This is a genomic window from Photorhabdus akhurstii (genome assembly GCF_019090985.1).
In the GTDB taxonomy this organism is placed as follows: domain Bacteria; phylum Pseudomonadota; class Gammaproteobacteria; order Enterobacterales; family Enterobacteriaceae; genus Photorhabdus; species Photorhabdus akhurstii.
Genome location: NZ_CP020335.1, coordinates 792,079 through 811,891 on the forward strand (window position 1 = coordinate 792,079; position 19,813 = coordinate 811,891).

Below are 19,813 nucleotides of genomic sequence, written 5' to 3' on the forward strand. Positions count from 1 at the left end.
AATTGAGAATCGAATGAGTGACTATAAAAACACCCTGAATCTGCCAGAAACAGGGTTTCCAATGCGTGGAGATTTAGCAAAGCGCGAACCAGATATGTTAAAACGTTGGTACAAAGATGAGTTGTATCAGGTAATTCGTAAAGCAAAAGCCGGTAAAAAAACATTTATTCTGCATGACGGCCCTCCTTACGCGAATGGCAGTATTCATATTGGTCACTCAGTCAATAAGATTCTCAAAGATATTATTATTAAATCCAAAGGGATGGCGGGATATGACTCGCCATATATTCCTGGTTGGGATTGCCACGGTTTACCTATTGAGCTTAAGGTTGAGCAGATTATTGGTAAACCCGGGGAAAAATTTTCCGCCGCTGAATTTCGTGCCGAGTGCCGTAAATATGCCAAAGAGCAGATTGAAGGTCAGAAGAAAGACTTTATTCGTCTGGGTGTATTAGGTGACTGGGAACGTCCATATCTGACGATGGACTTTAAGACCGAAGCCGACATTATTCGCGCACTGAGCCGTATTATCGCTAATGGTCATTTGTTGAAAGGCGCTAAACCTGTTCACTGGTGTGCTGATTGTGGTTCATCACTGGCCGAAGCGGAAGTCGAGTATTACGATAAAACTTCGCCATCGATTGACGTGCGTTTTAACGCGGTTGATGCAGCGGCCGTTTGTGAGAAATTTGGTGTGCAGGCGCCAGAACAACCGGTTTCTCTAGTTATTTGGACAACCACGCCGTGGACGTTGCCAGCTAACCGTGCGATCGCTTTGCATGCTGAATTTAGCTATCAATTAGTGCAGACTGAGGGCGAATGTCTGATTCTGGCCGCTGATTTGGTAGAAAGTGTGATGCAGCGTGCGGGTATAACTTCGTGGACAGTGCTAGGGCATTGTGCGGGTTCCGCTCTGGAACTGCTGCGCTTCAAACATCCGTTTATGGATTTTGAGTCACCGGTTGTGTTAGGTGATCATGTGACTCTGGATGCAGGTACCGGCGCTGTGCACACGGCGCCAGGTCATGGCCCGGACGACTTTGTTCTTGGTCAGAAATATGGCTTGGAAGTTGCAAATCCGGTTGGCCCTAATGGTTGCTATCTGCCCGGTACTTATCCTTCACTGGATGGCATGTTTGTCTTTAAGGCGAATGATGTCGTGTTGAATATCCTGAGTGAAAATAATGCTTTGTTGCATTTGGAAAAATTACAGCATAGTTATCCTTGTTGCTGGCGTCACAAGACGCCTATCATTTTCCGTGCCACGCCGCAGTGGTTTGTCAGCATGGAGCAAAGTGGTTTGCGTAAACAATCGTTGCAAGAGATCAAAGGCGTTCAGTGGATTCCGGGTTGGGGTCAGGCTCGTATTGAGGCAATGGTTGAAAACCGCCCTGATTGGTGTATTTCACGTCAACGTACTTGGGGCACGCCGATGTCTCTTTTTGTCCATAAAGAGACAGAAGAGCTTCATCCACGTACTATTGAATTGATGGAAGAAGTGGCAAAACGTGTTGAAGTTGACGGTATTCAGGCGTGGTGGGATCTGGAACCAGCCGAATTGCTAGGTGATGACGAAGCTAACTATGTCAAAATTTTTGATACGTTGGATGTATGGTTCGATTCGGGATCAACTCACGCATCGGTGGTTGATGCTCGCCCTGAATTCCAAGGTAACGCCGCGGATATCTATCTTGAAGGTTCAGATCAGCACCGTGGCTGGTTTATGTCTTCCCTGATGATCTCAACAGCAATAAAAGGTAAAGCGCCTTACCGTCAGGTGTTAACACACGGTTTCACTGTGGATGGTCAAGGCCGTAAGATGTCTAAATCTATCGGTAATACCATCAGTCCGCAGGATGTCATAAGTAAATTAGGGGCGGATATTCTGCGTCTATGGGTTGCTTCTACCGATTACACCGGTGAAATTGCGGTATCCGATGAGATCTTGAAACGCTCTGCTGATGCATATCGCCGTATCCGTAACACGGCGCGTTTCCTGCTGGCAAACTTGAATGGTTTTGATCCTGAACAACATAGGGTTGAACCAGAAGAGATGGCTGTGCTGGATCGTTGGGCTGTGGGGCGTGCTCAGGCGGCACAGGCGGACATTGCAAAATCCTACGATGAATATGATTTTCACACTGTTGTTCAGCGTATGATGCAATTTTGCTCCGTGGAGATGGGGTCGTTCTATCTCGATATCATTAAAGATCGTCAGTACACCGCTAAGAGCGATAGTCTGGCGCGTCGCAGTTGTCAGACTGCGCTGTATCATATTGCGGAAGCGTTGGTTCGCTGGATGGCGCCTATCCTCTCCTTTACTGCCGATGAAGTTTGGAATGAGTTGCCTGGCAAACGTGCTCAATATGTATTTACCGAAGAGTGGTATGACGGTTTGTTTGGTCTGGCCGCAGGCGAAGCAATGAATGATGCTTTCTGGGCTGATTTGCTGGCAGTGCGTGGTGAAGTTAACAAAGTGCTGGAGCAGGCACGCGCAGACAAACATATCCGTAGTTCATTGGAGGCTGCGGTGACGCTGTACGCTGATAATGAACTGGCGGACAAACTCAATAGCCTCGGAGATGAATTGCGTTTCGTTCTGCTAACATCTCAGGTTGTTGTTGCAGGTTATGAGCAGGCTGGTGAAGATGCGCAACAAAGCGAAATCGGTAGCCTGAAAATTGCTTTCCGTAAAGCGGATGGCGAAAAATGCCCTCGTTGCTGGCATTACGCTAAAGATGTGGGATTGGTGGCGGAACACGCAGAACTTTGTGGCCGCTGTGTAACTAATGTTGCCGGTAACGGCGAAGAGCGTAAGTTTGCCTGATGAATAAACCCATTTGCTCCACCGGCCTTCGCTGGCTTTGGTTAGTTGTTGTGGTATTGATTCTGGATCTGGGTAGTAAGCAGCTAGTGTTGCAACACTTTCATCTGTATGAATCCGTTCCATTGATACCTTATTTTAATCTGACTTATGCCCAGAATTTTGGGGCGGCTTTCAGTTTCCTTGCAGAGAAAGCCGGTTGGCAGCGTTGGTTCTTTGCATTCATTGCCGTTGCCATTTCAGTTGTGTTGACGGTGATGATGTATCGTGCCAGTGCAAAGAAGAAACTGAGTAATATCGCTTATGCCCTGATTATTGGTGGAGCATTGGGTAATCTGTTTGACCGGTTGGTTCATGGTTTTGTCATCGATTTTATTGATTTTTATGTCGGTGATTGGCACTTTCCAACTTTTAATATTGCCGATATGGCGATATGCATCGGGGCTGGATTGGTTATCATTGATAGCTTTTTAAGCCCGGATGAAAAGACAATCAAAGTGGGATAAGTAATATGTCAAACCAGGTGCAGGAGGATAGTGCAGTTTTACTGCACTTCACTTTAAAACTGCAAGATGGCTCCATTGCCGACTCCACTTACACTCAGGGTAAACCTGCATTATTCCGCTTAGGTGATGGAACCCTTTCCTCACCTTTAGAACAGCAGCTTACTGGGCTAACAGAGGGAGATAAACATAGTTTTACTCTGGCTGGTGAAAATGTATTTGGTAAACCAAACCCTGATCTGATCCAATATTTTACTCCGCGTGATTTTGCTGAAACGGGTATGCCTGAAATTGGCACTATAATGTTATTTACGGCGATGAATGGCAGTGAAATGCCGGGTATAGTCAAAGCCGTAACGGAAGAATCTGTGACTGTTGATTTCAATCACCCGTTAGCTGATCAGAACGTCACGTTTGAAATTGAAGTGTTGGAAATTGATCCACAATTGGAGGAAAACCATGCAGATATTGCTGGCTAACCCTCGCGGTTTTTGTGCCGGTGTTGACCGTGCTATCAGTATTGTAGAACGCGCACTGGAATTATATGGTGCGCCAATCTATGTTCGTCATGAAGTTGTGCATAACCGTTATGTTGTAGATAACCTGCGCAAGCGGGGTGCTATCTTTATTGAAGAAATTTCAGAAGTACCGGATGATGCGATTCTGATTTTTTCGGCACATGGTGTTTCACAGGCTATTCGTGCAGAAGCGCGTTCTCGCAATTTGACCATGTTGTTCGATGCGACTTGTCCTTTAGTGACGAAAGTCCATATGGAGGTAGCAAGAGCCAGCCGCAAGGGTAAAGAAGCGATTCTGATTGGTCATGCTGGACATCCCGAAGTTGAAGGTACGATGGGTCAGTACAACAATGCAGAAGGTGGAATGTATCTGGTTGAATCTCCGGAAGATGTATGGAACTTGAAAGTCAAAGATGAAGACAACTTGTGTTTTATGACTCAAACCACGTTATCCGTTGATGATACTTCAGAAGTGATTGATGCACTTAATGCGCGATTCCCAAACATTGTTGGTCCTCGTAAAGATGATATCTGCTATGCGACGACTAACCGCCAGGAAGCAGTGCGGGATTTGGCGTCTGATGCTGATGTTGTCTTGGTTGTGGGTTCGAAGAATTCATCTAACTCTAATCGTCTTGCTGAGTTAGCTCAGCGAGTTGGTAAGCCTGCTTATCTGATAGATTCTGCTGAGGATATTAAAGAAGAGTGGATTACCGGTACCTCCTTGGTTGGTGTAACCGCTGGCGCTTCAGCACCGGATATTTTAGTTCAGCAAGTTATTGAACGCCTGAAAAATCTTGGGGCTGATTCCGTCAGGGAATTACATGGTCGGGAAGAAAATATTGTGTTTGAAGTACCGAAAGAGTTACGTGTTGAAGTCAAAGAAATTAGATAAATAGTCTAAGTTTCTAAGGTAAGTAAGAATAAAATAGTGTATATGATCTTTATCTAAAACATTCATCTGACTGATCATCGTGTTAATCAGGAAAAGGACTAACTTCATAGTGAGGGCTTATGGCTGATACAGATATTCGTGTTGCTATTGTTGGCGCTGGTGGGCGTATGGGACGTCAGTTGATTCAGGCTATTTATCAATTAGATGGGGTATCTCTTGGTGCAGCTTTGGAACGTTCCGGTTCTTCTCTGATTGGCGCAGATGCTGGAGAGTTAGCAGGTATTGGTCATACAGGTGTGACTGTTTGTGATGACCTGAAAAATATCGTTGATGATTTTGATGTTCTTATCGATTTTACCCGTCCGGAAGGAACGTTGACTCATCTTGAAATTTGTCGCCAGAACGGTAAAGCGATAGTGATTGGTACAACTGGCTTTGATGAGGCTGGTAAGCAGACAATTAAAGAGGCTTCTGCTGATATCCCGATTGTTTTTGCTGCGAATTTCAGCGTGGGTGTGAATCTGGTACTTAAGTTATTAGAAAAAGCAGCGAAAGTGATGGGGGAGTATAGCGATATCGAAATTATCGAAGCGCATCACCGCCATAAAGTGGATGCGCCATCAGGAACAGCTTTAGCAATGGGAGAATCTATTGCTCATGCTTTGGGGCGGGATCTTAAAACGTGCGCTGTCTATGCCCGTGAAGGTTATACCGGTGAACGTGATCCGAAAAGTATTGGTTTTGCGACTATCCGTGCCGGGGATATTGTGGGCGAGCATACCGCTATATTTGCCGATATTGGGGAGAGAGTAGAGATAACTCATAAGGCTTCCAGTCGGATGACGTTTGCAAACGGCGCTGTAAAGGCTGCCTTATGGCTAAGGGGTAAAAATAGCGGTCTTTTTGATATGAAAGATGTGCTAAATCTTGATTTACTTTGAAAGAAAATTTTTTCAACTTATTGATATCGCATAATTAAATATTTTATTATGCGATTTTAGATTTCTTTGTTTAATTTTGTTATTTTTTGGTTTGTTTTTTCTATTTTTGTCTTATTTCCAACCTTAATTTTCTGCTTTTTTCTCCTTTTTATGATTATTTTCAGCTTTTCATCTGAGAATCAAGTTTTCTATGCTGATTACTGTTTTCTAAATTAGTTTTGTTGCTGTTTTTAGTCTTATTTTATTAATTCACTCAGTGAAATGTGTAAAAAAATAAGAAAAGTAACATTTTTTGTAGACAACTCCCCCTCTCATCATTAGAATGCGCGCAATTTGCCAAAATTTTGCCTAAAAAGCAGCTTTGGCATTGATTTTGAGGAACAGATCTGAATTAATATGCACTAATTGCGAGTAATTATTCTTTGGAGGGTGTTTTGATTAAGTCAGCTATATTGGTTCTGGAAGACGGAACCCAATTCCACGGTCGTGCCATCGGTGCGGAAGGGGCGGCAGTTGGGGAAGTGGTTTTCAATACCTCGATGACCGGATATCAAGAAATTCTCACAGACCCTTCCTATTCCCGCCAAATTGTCACTCTTACTTATCCCCATATTGGTAATGTCGGTGTTAACTCAGTCGATAAAGAATCACTAAAAGTACAGGCTCAAGGGCTAGTGATTCGTGATCTACCTCTGTTGACCAGTAACTTCCGCTGCGAAGAAACGCTTTCCGATTACCTTAAACGCCATAATATTGTTGCGATAGCAGATATCGATACCCGTAAACTTACGCGTTTGTTAAGAGAAAAGGGTTCGCAGAATGGTTGTATTATAGCAGGTAAGCAGGTTGACGCTCAGGTTGCTCTGGAAAAAGCGCAAGCATTTCCGGGGTTGGAAGGGATGGATTTAGCAAAAGAGGTGACAACTAAACAGATTTATCCGTGGTTACAGGGGAGCTGGACGTTGGCGGAGGGATTACCGGAAGATAAGCAAGAGCAGGATCTGCCTTATCATGTTGTTGCTTATGACTTTGGTGCAAAACGAAATATTTTGCGAATGTTGGTGGATCGTGGCTGCCGCTTGACAGTTGTTCCTGCCCAGACACCGGCTGAAGATGTACTAAAACTGAATCCAGATGGTATTTTCTTATCTAATGGACCGGGGGACCCGGCACCTTGTGGCTATGCAATCGAAGCAATTAAAACCCTGCTTGAGACAGAGATTCCAATTTTTGGTATCTGTCTTGGACACCAATTGCTGGCATTGGCGAGTGGCGCGGAAACCATGAAAATGAAATTCGGCCATCATGGCGCTAACCATCCGGTAAGAGATCTTGAATGTAATGTTGTTATGATTACTGCCCAAAACCACGGTTTTGCTGTAGATGAAAGATCACTGCCGTCAAATCTGAACATTACTCATAAATCTCTGTTTGACGGTACGTTGCAAGGGATTCATCGCACAGATAAACCCGCATTCAGTTTCCAGGGGCACCCAGAAGCCAGCCCTGGTCCACATGAAACAGCATCGTTATTTGATCACTTTATTGACCTAATTGAACAGTATTGTCAGAAAAATAATCGTCATAACACCAAGTAATCAGGAGAAAATAAAATGGCAAAACGTACTGATATTAAAAGTATCCTGATTCTGGGTGCTGGCCCAATTGTTATTGGTCAGGCTTGTGAATTCGACTATTCAGGAGCACAAGCCTGTAAGGCGTTACGGGAAGAGGGTTATCGTGTCGTTCTGGTGAATTCGAACCCTGCTACCATTATGACTGATCCAGAGATGGCCGATGCTACTTATATTGAGCCGATCCACTGGGAAGTGGTGCGTAAAATCATTGAAAAAGAGCGTCCTGATGCGATTCTACCAACAATGGGCGGGCAAACCGCACTCAACTGTGCTTTAGAATTGGAGCGTCAGGGAGTTCTGAAAGAGTTTAGCGTTACTATGATTGGTGCTACCGCAGATGCGATTGATAAAGCGGAAGATCGCCGCCGTTTCGATATAGCAATGAAAAAGATCGGCTTGGAAACTCCGCGTTCTGGTATCGCCCATTCAATGGAAGAAGCGCTGGCAGTTGTTGATAAAGTCGGTTTTCCTTGTATTATCCGCCCCTCTTTTACTATGGGAGGAAGCGGTGGCGGCATCGCCTATAACCGTGAAGAATTCGAGGAAATTTGTGAGCGTGGCTTGGATCTTTCACCAACCAACGAACTCTTGATTGATGAATCTCTGATTGGTTGGAAAGAGTATGAAATGGAGGTTGTGCGGGATAAAAACGATAACTGCATTATCGTTTGCTCCATTGAAAACTTTGATGCGATGGGGATTCACACCGGTGATTCCATCACAGTCGCCCCGGCGCAAACGCTGACGGATAAAGAGTATCAAATCATGCGTAACGCTTCGATGGCGGTATTGCGTGAAATCGGTGTAGAAACTGGGGGATCTAACGTACAGTTTGCGGTGAACCCAAAAAATGGCCGTTTAGTTATCATCGAAATGAATCCACGTGTTTCCCGTTCTTCTGCGTTGGCTTCGAAAGCGACCGGTTTCCCGATTGCTAAAATTGCCGCTAAATTGGCTGTGGGTTATACCCTTGACGAATTGATGAATGATATCACTGGTGGCCGCACGCCAGCTTCCTTTGAACCTTCTATCGACTATGTAGTCACTAAAGTTCCTCGCTTTAATTTCGAGAAATTTGCTGGCGCCAATGATCGTCTGACAACCCAAATGAAATCTGTTGGTGAGGTGATGGCGATTGGCCGCACTCAGCAAGAATCTCTGCAAAAAGCATTGCGTGGTTTGGAAATCGGGGCAACCGGTTTTGATCCGAAAGTCAATTTAGATGATCCAGAAGCGTTGACTAAAATTCGTCGCGAATTAAAAGATGCAGGTGCTGAGCGTATCTGGTATATCGCCGATGCTTTCCGTGCGGGTATGTCTGTTGATGGTGTGTTTAACCTGACTGATATTGATCGCTGGTTTTTAGTGCAAATTGAAGAACTAGTGAGATTGGAAGAGCAGGTGGCAGAGCAGGGAATTAACAGCTTGACGGCCGACTTCCTGCGTCATCTGAAACGTAAAGGTTTTGCTGATGCGCGTTTGGCAAAACTGGTCGGTGTGGCCGAAAAAGAGATCCGCAAGCTGCGCCACAAATATAATTTGTATCCGGTTTATAAGCGGGTTGATACCTGTGCGGCAGAATTTGCGACTGATACTGCATACATGTATTCCACTTATGAAGATGAGTGTGAGGCTAATCCGAATAGTGATAGGCCAAAAATCATGGTATTGGGTGGTGGCCCTAATCGTATCGGGCAAGGGATTGAATTCGACTATTGTTGTGTTCATGCAGCCTTGGCACTGCGTGAAGATGGGTATGAAACCATCATGGTGAACTGTAACCCAGAAACTGTTTCAACAGATTATGATACTTCGGACCGTCTCTATTTCGAACCGGTGACTTTGGAAGATGTTCTTGAGATTGTACGTGTTGAACAACCAAAAGGGGTGATTGTGCATTATGGTGGTCAGACTCCGCTGAAATTGGCTCGTGAACTGGAAATCGCCGGTGTTCCAATTATTGGTACCAGCCCGGATGCGATTGATCGTGCGGAAGATCGTGAACGTTTCAAACAGGCAGTAAATCGTCTTGGCTTGAAACAGCCTGAAAATGCCACAGTAACCACGATAGAACGTGCAGTTGAGAAGGCAAACATTCTTGGTTATCCGCTGGTGGTTCGTCCATCTTATGTTTTGGGTGGCCGCGCGATGGAAATCGTATATGACGAAATTGACCTGCGTCGTTACTTCCAGACTGCGGTCAGTGTCTCTAATGATGCCCCGGTATTGCTTGATTGTTTCCTTGATGATGCAGTGGAAGTGGACGTTGACGCTATTTGTGACGGTGAGCGTGTCTTGATCGGCGGCATTATGGAACATATTGAGCAGGCTGGAGTGCATTCCGGCGACTCAGCTTGTTCACTGCCTGCTTACACCTTAAGTCAGGAAATTCAGGATGTTATGCGTCAGCAGGTAGAAAAACTGGCATTTGAATTAGGTGTGCGTGGTTTAATGAATGTCCAGTTTGCCGTCAAGAATGACGAGGTTTATCTAATTGAGGTTAACCCACGTGCAGCTCGTACTGTGCCATTTGTTTCTAAAGCGACCGGTTTACCACTAGCGAAAGTTGCAGCTCGAGTGATGGTTGGTCAATCTCTGGCTGAGCAAGGTGCAACTCAGGAGATCATCCCACCATACTATTCGGTGAAAGAGGTTGTATTGCCTTTCAACAAATTTCCAGGTGTAGATCCGATTCTTGGGCCTGAAATGCGGTCAACCGGAGAAGTAATGGGCGTTGGGCGTACATTTGCCGAAGCTTTCTCAAAAGCACTATTGGGGTGTAGCGCTAAAATGCCACAAAGTGGTAGGGCGCTTCTGTCAGTGCGTGAAGGTGATAAAGGCCGGGTTGTGGATTTGGCCGCTAAATTGCTGAAACAGGGTTTTGAACTGGATGCGACTCATGGTACTGCGGTTGTACTAGGTGAAGCGGGGATTAACCCTCGTCTGGTGAATAAAGTTCATGAAGGGCGTCCGCATATTCAGGATAGAATTAAAAATGGTGAATATAGCTATATTGTAAACACGACTGCGGGTCGTCAGGCAATTGAGGATTCCAAACTTATTCGCCGTAGTGCACTGCAATATAAAGTGCATTATGACACCACATTGAATGGTGGATTTGCGACAACGATGGCACTGAGTGCAGATCCAACTGAGCAGGTGATTTCTGTACAGGAAATGCATGCGGCGATTAAAAGTTAGTCTATATTTTGATTAATTGAAGTAATAAAAAGGTGCGCTCTGTTAAGCGCACTTTTTTATGTTTATTGAAAAATTAAAGAGAAAGAATCACTGTCTGTTATCCCAGAGCTACTTTGACACCTAAGCCAATCAAAACAATACCTAGTAGTTTATCAATAACTTTCTGAGTTTTAGCTAATCCGCGGCGTACTGGTGCGCTTTGAATTAATATGACTAACAGTGGCCAATAGATAACCGCCAGTCCCCAGATAATAGAGGCATACCACAATTTCTCACCAACACCAGAATTGATATTTAGTAACTGAGTAAATATTGCCAGGAAGAACAACGTTGCTTTGGGATTGAGCAAATTACATAAAAACCCCTGCATAAACGCTTTTTTGAAAGTGACGATCTGTCGTGGTTGAGCATCGAGAGTGAGAGTATTCCCTCCGCGAGAAAACAAGCTATTGATCCCAATCCAAATAAGATAAGCCGCTCCAGCATATTTCATCAGATTAAATAGCCACGGTGTTGTGGTGATAACAATCGCCAACCCGGCGACACAGTAAACCATATGGCAAGCGATAGCGGCGATTAAGCCCATAACTGTCATCATGGCGGCAGAACGTTGGTAACGTATGGCATTTTTGACTACCAGAAAGAAATCAGGACCGGGAGAGAGCATACCCAGCGTTGAGATAGTGATGACGACTAGTGATGTTTCCAGCATAATGTACCCTATAGTTAATATTAGTTTTGTTATTATTTTGATCAATAAATGTCTTAAGTAATAAACCGAGTATAAATTAATTTTTTGTACTTAAGAAGGTGTTGAGCCTATCGACTGGGTACATCCCTTTCCGTATAGTGTCATCAATTTTTATACTATTTGCCTATAAGGTGGCTTAATGAATATCAGCTTGATCGCTGCTTTAGCTATGGATCGGGTTATCGGCATGGAGAATAAAATGCCGTGGAATCTGCCGGGGGATTTAGCCTGGTTTAAACGTAATACATTGAATAAACCTGTTATTATGGGACGAGTGACTTATGAATCCATAGGTCATCCGTTACCTGGAAGGCTCAATATTGTATTGAGTAATCAGCCGGGTAATGATGAACGTGTAACTTGGGTAAGCTCAGTTGATGAAGCGCTGGCTGTGGCGGGTGATGCAGAAGAGGTTATGGTCATGGGGGGTGGGAAAGTTTATGACCAATTTATTTCACGAGCGAATCGTATGTACCTGACACACATCGATGCAGAAGTGATAGGTGATACGCATTTTCCTGACTATGAACCGGATGAGTGGGATTCTGAGTTTACTGAATACCATGATGCCGATGAATTAAATTCTCACAGCTACTGTTTTGAGATTTTACAACGCCGCCTCTAATTGATAGAACACGCCGATGAGCTTTTTTCACGGCGTGTCTGGCTTTAATGCTGTTTTACTGCGGTAACGATAATTGTGTGAAATATTGTTTATCTTCCCAACGTAGCATTGTCAGTTTTCCTCCCCAACAACACCCTGTATCCAATGCATAAAATCCGTCGGGTGTTCCCTGGCCTTCTAATGATGCCCAGTGACCGAAAACGATGCCATACCCTGATGGGATCTGGCGTGGCAGTTCAAACCAGGGTTTTAGCGGCGCAGGCGCGTTTTCGGGTTTATCTTTGCACAACATATCCAATTGACCATTTGGAAAACAGTAACGCATGCGTGTCAATGCATTGGTACTGAAACGTAAACGCGCCAGTCCAGAGAGTTCTGGTGACCAATTGTTTGGCATATCTCCATACATGGAATTGAGAAACAGAGGGTAACTGCTACTGTTGAGCATAGTTTCAACTTCGCTAGCGCACATTTTGGCTGTTTCCAAATCCCATTGAGGCGTAATGCCAGCGTGTGTCATGAGTAGTTTTAGATCATCATCGCACTGTAGTAACGGTTGTTTGCGTAGCCAATTAATTAATTCATCGGCATCTGGCGCAGACAGTAACGAATCAATTTTATCTTTAGGTTTATTACGGCTGATCCCGGCATAAACTCCCAATAAATGGAGATCGTGATTGCCTAGTACCACTTTTGCGGCTGAGCCTAGCTGTTTAACATACCGGAGAACGTTAAGAGAGTCTGGGCCGCGGGCAACTAAATCTCCTGTTAACCACAACGTATCATTTTTAGGATCAAAATCGACTTTAGTTAATAAAGCTCGTAATTCACGATAACAGCCGTGAATATCGCCAATGAGATATGTAGACATAATCAATTAATCAGCGTTGGGATAGCCAGACGGAAAACCGGAATGGCAACGCGGAATGGTTCGCCATTGTGGTCGACCATTTCATAATGGCCTTCCATAGTACCCAAGGGTGTTTCCAATATTGCGCCGCTGGTGTAACGGTATTCGGTCCCTGGCTGGATTATGGGTTGTTCACCAACAACACCTTCCCCCTGAACTTCTGTTTGATGACCATCACTGTTAGTAATTAGCCAGTAACGATTAATTAATTGAACCAGTTCGCGCCCAAGATTTCGGATAGTGATTGTATAGGCAAAAACGAAACGCCGTTGATCGGGACACGATTGACTTTCTACATAAACACTTTGTACCTGAATAGAAACCCTGGGCGTATTAATCATAATTGACTCCTGTTATGACAGCATTTCAGGTTGTTCTGATAGCCAGTTTGCCATTTTACAGTACTGCTCAACAGAAATATTCTCGGCACGAGTACTTGGATCGATACCAAGTTCTGTTAGCTGTTCTACAGTAAAAAGATCACCGAGGCTGTTACGGATGGTTTTACGCCGTTGGTTGAAAGCTTGAGTCGTGATCCGGCTCAGCATACGAATATTTTTGACGGGGTGAGGTATGCTTTTGTGCGGTATCAGACGTACAACGGCTGAATCGACTTTAGGTGCGGGAGCAAACGCGCTTGGTGGTACTTCCAGCACAGGGATAACCTGACAATAATATTGGGCCATGACACTCAAACGCCCGAAAGTTTTACTTCCGGGGCCAGCTACCAGACGGTTCACCACCTCTTTTTGTAACATAAAATGCATGTCGGCAATAGCATCAGTATAACTAAAAAGGTGGAACATTAACGGCGTGGAAATATTATAAGGTAAATTACCAAAGACACGCAGAGGCTCCCCTCTTTGTTGAGACAATTCGCCAAAATTAACCGTCATGGCATCTTGCTGGATAATGGTAAGTTTATCTTTTAATTTTGGATGAATTTGTAGGCGAGCGGCTAAATCGCGGTCGAGTTCAACCACGGTCATTTTATCCATGCGCTCGCCGACCGGTTCTGTCAATGCACCAAGACCGGGGCCAATTTCCAACACAGCTTGGCCAGGTTGTGGATTGATAGCGGCAACAATACTATCAATGACAAATTGATCGGTTAAGAAGTTTTGCCCGAAGCGTTTACGGGCAAAGTGCCCTTGGTGGACTCTGTTATTCATTACTGTTTTGTATCATTTTAATTGCTAAATTCAATGCGGTGATAAAGCTTCCCACATCAGCTTGACCTGTCCCGGCCAGTTCCAGTGCTGTGCCATGATCGACCGAAGTACGGATAAACGGCAGGCCTAATGTAATATTCACTGCTCTGCCAAAACCTTGGTATTTTAACACGGGTAATCCTTGGTCATGATACATCGAGAGCACGGCGTCTGCATGTTGAAGATATTTAGGCTGAAACAGGGTATCTGCCGGTAAAGGACCCTCCAGCACAATGCCTTCTGCTCTCAGACTGGCTAATGCAGGAATAATGACATCAATCTCTTCCCGTCCCATATGGCCGCCCTCTCCCGCATGGGGATTCAGACCGCAAACATAAATACAGGGTTTCGCCAGGCCAAACTTTGTTTTCAAATCATGGTTAAGAATAGTAATCACTTCCCGAAGACTATCGAAAGTGATGGACTTTGGTACATCAACAATAGGCAGATGAGTCGTTGCCAGGGCAACCCGAAGTTCTTCTGTTGCAAGCATCATGACAACTCGCTGGCATCCACTGCGATCGGCAAAGAATTCGGTATGGCCGATAAAAGGCACGCCAGCATCGTTGATATTCCCTTTATGAACCGGTCCTGTGACTAATGCTGAAAATTCTCCGTTTAAACAGCCGTCACAGGCTCGGGCCAGTGTTTCGGTGACATATCTGCCGTTTTCTTGGTTCAATTCGCCGGCGATTGCGGGGGCATGAAGAGGAACTGGCAATATTGTCAACGTCCCGGCAGCTTGTGGTTCGGGGGTTTTGTCAGCAGAGTATTCTTGTAATTGCAAAGGTAAATTAAGTTGTTTGGCTCTGTCGAGAAGCAGGTTGGGGTCTGCGCAAGCGACCAATTGCATTGGCCAACTTTGTTGAGCGAGAGCAACCGTTAAGTCGGGTCCAACCCCGGCAGGCTCGCCGGGGGTAATAACAATTGGTTTATTGATAATAATCGGTTTATTGTTGTGCATCGCTGCCATCTAAAATTTTCACATAAGCTGAGGCGCGTTGTTCCTGCATCCAGCTTTGTGCTTCTTCGGTGAATTTACGGTTGAACAACATACGGTAAGCGCGATCTTTCTGAGCGGCGTCTGTTTTATCAACTTTGCGGGTATCCAATAGTTGGATTAGATGCCAGCCAAAAGATGAGTGAACAGGTTGACTGATTTCACCTTTATTCAGGCGCATTAACGCGTCGCGGAAAGCAGGATCATAGATATCAGGGGTAGTCCAGCCGAGATCACCACCACGTAGGGCTGAGCCAGGATCGTCTGAAAACTCTTTTGCGGCATCGGCAAAATCAGTTTTTCCGCTGCGAATATCACTGGCGATTTGCTGCAACTTGGTGTGCGCTTGATCATCGGTCATGACAGGGGAAGTTCTCAATAGAATATGGCGGGCGTGAACTTCAGTGACGGCGATGGTTGGGTTACCGCCACGGATATCATTGACTTTGAGAATATGGAAACCAACACCGGAGCGGATTGGGCCAACAACGGCTCCTTTCTGAGCTGATTGCAGTTGTTCAGCAAACAGAGTTGGTAATTCCTCAAGCCGACTCCAACCCATATTACCGCCTTTCAGCGCTTGTGGATCAGCAGAGTAAGCGATAGCCAATTTACCGAAATCAACACCATGTTTAAGTTCAGACATAATTTTCTGCACTACCGTCATGGCTTTTTCCATTTGCGCCTGATCTGGGTTTTCTGGCAATGGGATCAGAATATGGCTGATATTCAGTTCTGTATCGTTAGTATTCTGGTTGCTAATTTGTTTAACTAAGGCGTCGATCTCTTGAGGCAAAATGGTGACACGACGGCGAACTTCATTATTGCGCACCTCTGCTATCATCATCTCTTTACGGATTTGATCACGGTAAGTATCGAAACTCATTCCGTCAGCAGTAATGCGATGTTTCATTTGTTCCACAGTGATGTGGTTCTGAGCTGCAATATTGGCAATTGTAGAATCCAATGCTTGATCAGGAATGGTGATTCCCATCTGTTTTGCCATTTGTAGCAGGATATTATCCATAATCAGACGTTCAAGGATCTGATGACGTAGTGTTTGTTCATCCGGTATTTGCTGGCCGGCATGTTGCGCATCCAGTTTGACAGATTGTAATCGGTTGTTGATGTCGCTTTCCAGTACCACTCCGTTATTAACGACCGCAGCAATTTTATCCATTTGTTGAGGTGCAGCGAAGGCAGTACTCACTGAAAACATCAATCCGAAAATGAGAGTTCTCCAGTTCTTCATACTTTTCCCATCATATGTAGGTTCCGCAATAGCGGATTTATCGTGTTTAATATCAAAATGTTCTTGGCGTCAGAATGCTCGTTGGTATGGCATGATGCCAGACTTCAACATTTTCTGGCTACCCAAACTATGATTGTTACTTAAGCCACGAAGTTCAAAGTTAAATGACCATTTGTTGTCATATTCGCTATCGCTGTCTTTCCAACCAATGATCTTGCGTTCATAGCCAACGTTGATTGCCCAGCAACAAGTGTTGTACTGCAAACCCACTAACTGACTTGCCGGTTGCTGTTCTTTAGTATCGTAGTAGTAAGCGCCTACGAAACCCCAGCGCTCACTTAACGGCCAACTTGTAACCAGACCGACTTGAGAAATCCCTTGCTGGAAAGCCGGAGCGCTCTTAGCTGTAGCTTGGATATAATCTCTGTCAACAAAACGATAGTTCAATTGCACAAGTCGGTCTTCATCACGGCGATATTCTAGCACTGCATTTCCCATCGTTACGCTACCTAGGCGAGTATCGTATTGCATGCCACCTTTCAAGCCCCAGGAATCATTAATTTTCCAGTAAGTATCACCTGCCCAGGTCATCATACCTGTATTATCTTTACTGTTGATGATGGTTTCTTTACCGGTGCGTGGACGTTCAAAGTAATAGATTTGACCTAATGACAGGTTAAAACGTTCAACTAAACCTTCATCATAAAGACGGGTAGTGAGACCGGTAGTCACTTGATTGGCAGATGAAATACGGTCCAGGCCACCATAAAAGCGGTCACGGAACAGGCCGGTATAGTCGGTTTGTAGTAAAGATGAGTCGAAGTTGTTGATATTATCTTGGTCTTTGTATGGCACATACAGATACTGAACCTGCGGTTCTAGCGTTTGAGTGTAATTGCTGTTCAGGTATGTTGAACGCTCAAACACCATTTTGGCTTCGCTTTTAAACTGTGGCAGAACCCGGTTAACAGATTCTTTATATTCAGCATTCTCAAGAGCCTTAGGAATATCCTGCTGATAGTGAGTCGCCATCAGCTTAACTTCATTATTCATACTGGCCCAGCCATTGGAGAGTGGCAGGTTAATGGAGGGTTCCAGATGCCAGCGGGTTGCTTCCGGGTTGTTTTTACCTACACTGGTGAATTTTGCCGCCTGACCATAGACTTTCAGGTCAAATGGCCCCAGATCGTTTTTGTAATAGTTCAAATCTAACTGTGGTTCAGCTCTGTAGGCTTTTCTACTGGTATCTTTAGAAAAAATCTGGAATTGTTTAGTTGATAGCGTGGCATTCCAGTTCTGTTGAGCATAGCCCAGACTGAATTTTTGTGTGGCATAGCCATCAGTGGTGGAACCATATTGAGAGCTGAAATCAGAAAAATATTCGGGATCACTGACTTTGGTATAGTCGATATTAAAACGCCATACCCTATCCATCACACCACTGTGTCTCCAATAAAATAACCAGCGATTATCACTCTCTCTGGCGGTACGTGTGTTTGTCTTTTTGTCTTTGACATATTGCTCATCGTTATTCAGCCAGTCGAGAGCAAGGGTACCTGTGCCAGCTTTGGTTAAGTAGCGGAATTCATTATCCAGTTTTAAACCACGATTACTGAGATAGTGCGGTGTAATCGTCGCATCATAATTCGGTGCAATATTCCAGTAATAAGGCAGCTGAAATTCAAAGCCGGCTTTTTTGGAATAGCTGGCGTTAGGAATAAGAAACCCTGAACGGCGTTTATTACCGATCGGTAATTGAAGATACGGGCTATAAAATACTGGAATGTTAGCCATTCTGAAACGGGCATTCCATATTTCGGCCACTTCTTCTTCGCGATCGAGAATGACTTCGGAACCGACAACGCTCCAGCTATCATTACCCGGCAGGCAGGAGGTAAAAGTACCATTATCCAGAATGGCATAACGGTTTTCACCACGCAGTTTCATTTTGTCCGCGGTGCCGCGTCCTTGACGCCCGACCATCTGATAATCACCCTGATACATATCGGTATCTTTATTATTTAAATTAGACCAGGCACGTGGCCCTTTTAGAATAATCAGAGGGTCATCATAATGAACATTACCCGTTGCAGTCACGGTTCTTAACGGAACTTCATCTTCTGTTTGATCAAGTTGTACTTTATCTGCGGTTAGGGTCTTATTACCCTGTTTAATATTAACATTACCGATAAATTTAGCAGAACGCGGATAATCTGCGTGTGAATCATCTGCCAGAATATTGATAGGAAGTTGATTGAGATCGCCATTAATTATTGGCTGATCATAAACAGGTATACCCAGCATACACTGTGCTGCGAGATCAGCATGTGCATGCTGACCATAAAGTGCGGCCCATACCGTTGTGGCCAGCAAAGTTGGATAACATTTCTTCATAGATATTTATGCGGTTCCATCATCAGTGGCATTATGCCGGGCAAACCTCAAGAGACTAGCGCACTCGATGAATATGCGCCAGTGTAAAGTCATGCCTTTACTTATCTTGCCGTTAGGCACGGAGCTGAATGAATAGTATGATAATGCAAAACGACACTCAGAGCATTGGTGAATTGAGGAGTATATGCATTATTGGGGAAAATTGCTTGGGCTGATTTTTGGTGTTGTGTCTGGGGCCGGCTTTTGGGGTATTGTCATTGGTCTGTTTATTGGTCATATGCTTGATAGGGCGAGTGCACGGAGAAACCAAGGTTTTTTTGCAAATAATCAGTCTCGTCAATTGCTATTTTTCAGTAGTACTTTTCAGGTGCTGGGGCATATTACTAAATCAAAAGGGCGGGTGACTGAAACAGATATTCGTCTTGCGAGCCAGTTAATGGATCGCATGCAACTTCACGGACAAGCCAGGATAGCAGCACAGCAGGCTTTTCGTGAAGGTAAAGAGCCCAATTTTCCTTTGCGTGAGACACTAAGACAATTGCGTCGTGCCTGTTTTGGCCGGTCTGACTTAGTTCGCATGTTTTTGGAGATCCAATTACAGGCTGCATTTTCTGATGGGCAATTGCATCCGAATGAGAGGAAGGTGCTGTTTATTATTGCTGATGAACTTGGGATCTCTCGTAACCAATTTGAACAATTCCTTGCCATGATGGAAGGTGGCCGCAATTTCGGTGATGGAGGAGAGTGGCGGCAACGGCAGTATGGCGGTTATCAGAGGGCCGCACAGGGGCCAACACTTGCGGACGCTTGTAAGGTGTTAGGTGTGCGTGAAAAGGATGACGCGACGACAATTAAACGTGCCTATCGTAGATTGATGAGTGAACACCATCCGGATAAGCTGGTGGCAAAAGGTTTACCACCGGAAATGATGGAGATTGCTAAACAAAAGGCCCAATCAATTCAGGCTGCCTATGATCTCATTAAAAAAGAGAAGGGTTTTAAATAGGCTATTTTTTTATCTTTAAAAACATGCCACTAAATATATAGGGGAATAACATCCCCTACGGCTGTTGAGTTTATTTTTTATTTCTCTAAAATATTAGAATATTTTATGTTTTATTTTGTTTTAATTTAGGAGGAAGGCAAAAAAT

General features: G+C 44.5%; 16 protein-coding genes. 9 read left to right on the plus strand and 7 right to left on the minus strand.

The annotated features are described in order from the left end of the window. Positions 1-13: 13 nt before the first annotated feature. The 7 genes from ileS to carB all read left to right on the plus strand — a co-directional run bounded on the left by ileS (position 14) and on the right by carB (position 10,519). Entirely contained in the window at positions 14-2,827 is a 2,814-nt protein-coding gene (gene ileS / locus B0X70_RS03420) for an isoleucine--tRNA ligase (protein ID WP_217470881.1), read from the plus strand. Further along, entirely contained in the window at positions 2,827-3,330 is a 504-nt protein-coding gene (gene lspA, locus B0X70_RS03425; protein ID WP_046394813.1) for a signal peptidase II, read from the plus strand. Before ileS ends, lspA begins: the two co-directional genes overlap by 1 nt. A gap of 5 nt (positions 3,331-3,335) precedes the next feature. Beyond that, positions 3,336-3,806, plus strand: a complete 471-nt coding sequence (gene fkpB / locus B0X70_RS03430) for an FKBP-type peptidyl-prolyl cis-trans isomerase (RefSeq protein ID WP_036812248.1) — start codon at positions 3,336-3,338, stop codon at positions 3,804-3,806. Beyond that, complete coding sequence (gene ispH, locus B0X70_RS03435) at positions 3,787-4,740, plus strand: 4-hydroxy-3-methylbut-2-enyl diphosphate reductase (protein ID WP_105395234.1); 954 nt, start codon at positions 3,787-3,789, stop codon at positions 4,738-4,740. Before fkpB ends, ispH begins: the two co-directional genes overlap by 20 nt. 119 nt (positions 4,741-4,859) lie before the next feature. After that, the gene (gene dapB, locus B0X70_RS03440; RefSeq protein WP_217470882.1) at positions 4,860-5,681 is read left to right on the plus strand and encodes a 4-hydroxy-tetrahydrodipicolinate reductase; all 822 of its coding nucleotides are present in this window, start codon (positions 4,860-4,862) and stop codon (positions 5,679-5,681) included. A gap of 434 nt (positions 5,682-6,115) precedes the next feature. Then, positions 6,116-7,279, plus strand: a complete 1,164-nt coding sequence (carA, locus tag B0X70_RS03445) for a glutamine-hydrolyzing carbamoyl-phosphate synthase small subunit (RefSeq protein ID WP_217470883.1) — start codon at positions 6,116-6,118, stop codon at positions 7,277-7,279. 15 nt (positions 7,280-7,294) lie between these two features. Further along, positions 7,295-10,519 (plus strand): carbamoyl-phosphate synthase large subunit, encoded by a 3,225-nt coding sequence (gene carB, locus B0X70_RS03450; protein ID WP_217470884.1) that lies wholly within the window; start codon positions 7,295-7,297, stop codon positions 10,517-10,519. 97 nt (positions 10,520-10,616) lie between these two features. Here the strand turns inward: carB and B0X70_RS03455 are convergent, their stop codons facing one another. Continuing rightward, positions 10,617-11,231, minus strand: a complete 615-nt coding sequence (locus B0X70_RS03455) for a LysE family transporter (RefSeq protein WP_036812237.1) — start codon at positions 11,229-11,231, stop codon at positions 10,617-10,619. 178 nt (positions 11,232-11,409) lie between these two features. Here B0X70_RS03455 and folA point away from each other — a divergent pair, with 178 nt between their 5' ends. Next, on the plus strand, positions 11,410-11,895 hold the full coding sequence (folA, locus tag B0X70_RS03460) for a type 3 dihydrofolate reductase (protein ID WP_040151807.1): 486 nt from the start codon (positions 11,410-11,412) through the stop codon (positions 11,893-11,895). A gap of 55 nt (positions 11,896-11,950) precedes the next feature. On the opposite strand, the gene apaH is transcribed toward folA, so the two are convergent. The 6 genes from apaH to lptD form a co-directional block, all read right to left on the minus strand. Continuing rightward, complete coding sequence (apaH, locus tag B0X70_RS03465) at positions 11,951-12,766, minus strand: bis(5'-nucleosyl)-tetraphosphatase (symmetrical) ApaH (RefSeq protein ID WP_040151805.1); 816 nt, start codon at positions 12,764-12,766, stop codon at positions 11,951-11,953. A 2-nt stretch (positions 12,767-12,768) separates the two neighbouring features. Continuing rightward, entirely contained in the window at positions 12,769-13,146 is a 378-nt protein-coding gene (gene apaG / locus B0X70_RS03470) for a Co2+/Mg2+ efflux facilitator ApaG/CorD (protein ID WP_036812231.1), read from the minus strand. A gap of 12 nt (positions 13,147-13,158) precedes the next feature. Beyond that, positions 13,159-13,977 carry a 16S rRNA (adenine(1518)-N(6)/adenine(1519)-N(6))-dimethyltransferase RsmA gene (gene rsmA, locus B0X70_RS03475; RefSeq protein WP_214039839.1) on the minus strand — a complete coding sequence of 273 codons (819 nt, stop codon included), beginning with the start codon at positions 13,975-13,977 and terminating at the stop codon, positions 13,159-13,161. Then, positions 13,970-14,989, minus strand: a complete 1,020-nt coding sequence (gene pdxA, locus B0X70_RS03480; RefSeq protein ID WP_040151800.1) for a 4-hydroxythreonine-4-phosphate dehydrogenase PdxA — start codon at positions 14,987-14,989, stop codon at positions 13,970-13,972. Before pdxA ends, rsmA begins: the two co-directional genes overlap by 8 nt. Next, on the minus strand, positions 14,967-16,268 hold the full coding sequence (surA, locus tag B0X70_RS03485) for a peptidylprolyl isomerase SurA (RefSeq protein WP_217470885.1): 1,302 nt from the start codon (positions 16,266-16,268) through the stop codon (positions 14,967-14,969). The genes pdxA and surA overlap by 23 nt, the downstream gene beginning before the upstream one ends. A 69-nt stretch (positions 16,269-16,337) precedes the next feature. Continuing rightward, complete coding sequence (lptD, locus tag B0X70_RS03490; RefSeq protein ID WP_217470886.1) at positions 16,338-18,662, minus strand: LPS assembly protein LptD; 2,325 nt, start codon at positions 18,660-18,662, stop codon at positions 16,338-16,340. Between the two features lie 184 nt (positions 18,663-18,846). Here lptD and djlA point away from each other — a divergent pair, with 184 nt between their 5' ends. Continuing rightward, a complete protein-coding gene (djlA, locus tag B0X70_RS03495; RefSeq protein ID WP_036776975.1) occupies positions 18,847-19,668 on the plus strand; it encodes a co-chaperone DjlA in 822 nt (273 codons plus the stop codon). Positions 19,669-19,813: the final 145 nt, after the last annotated feature.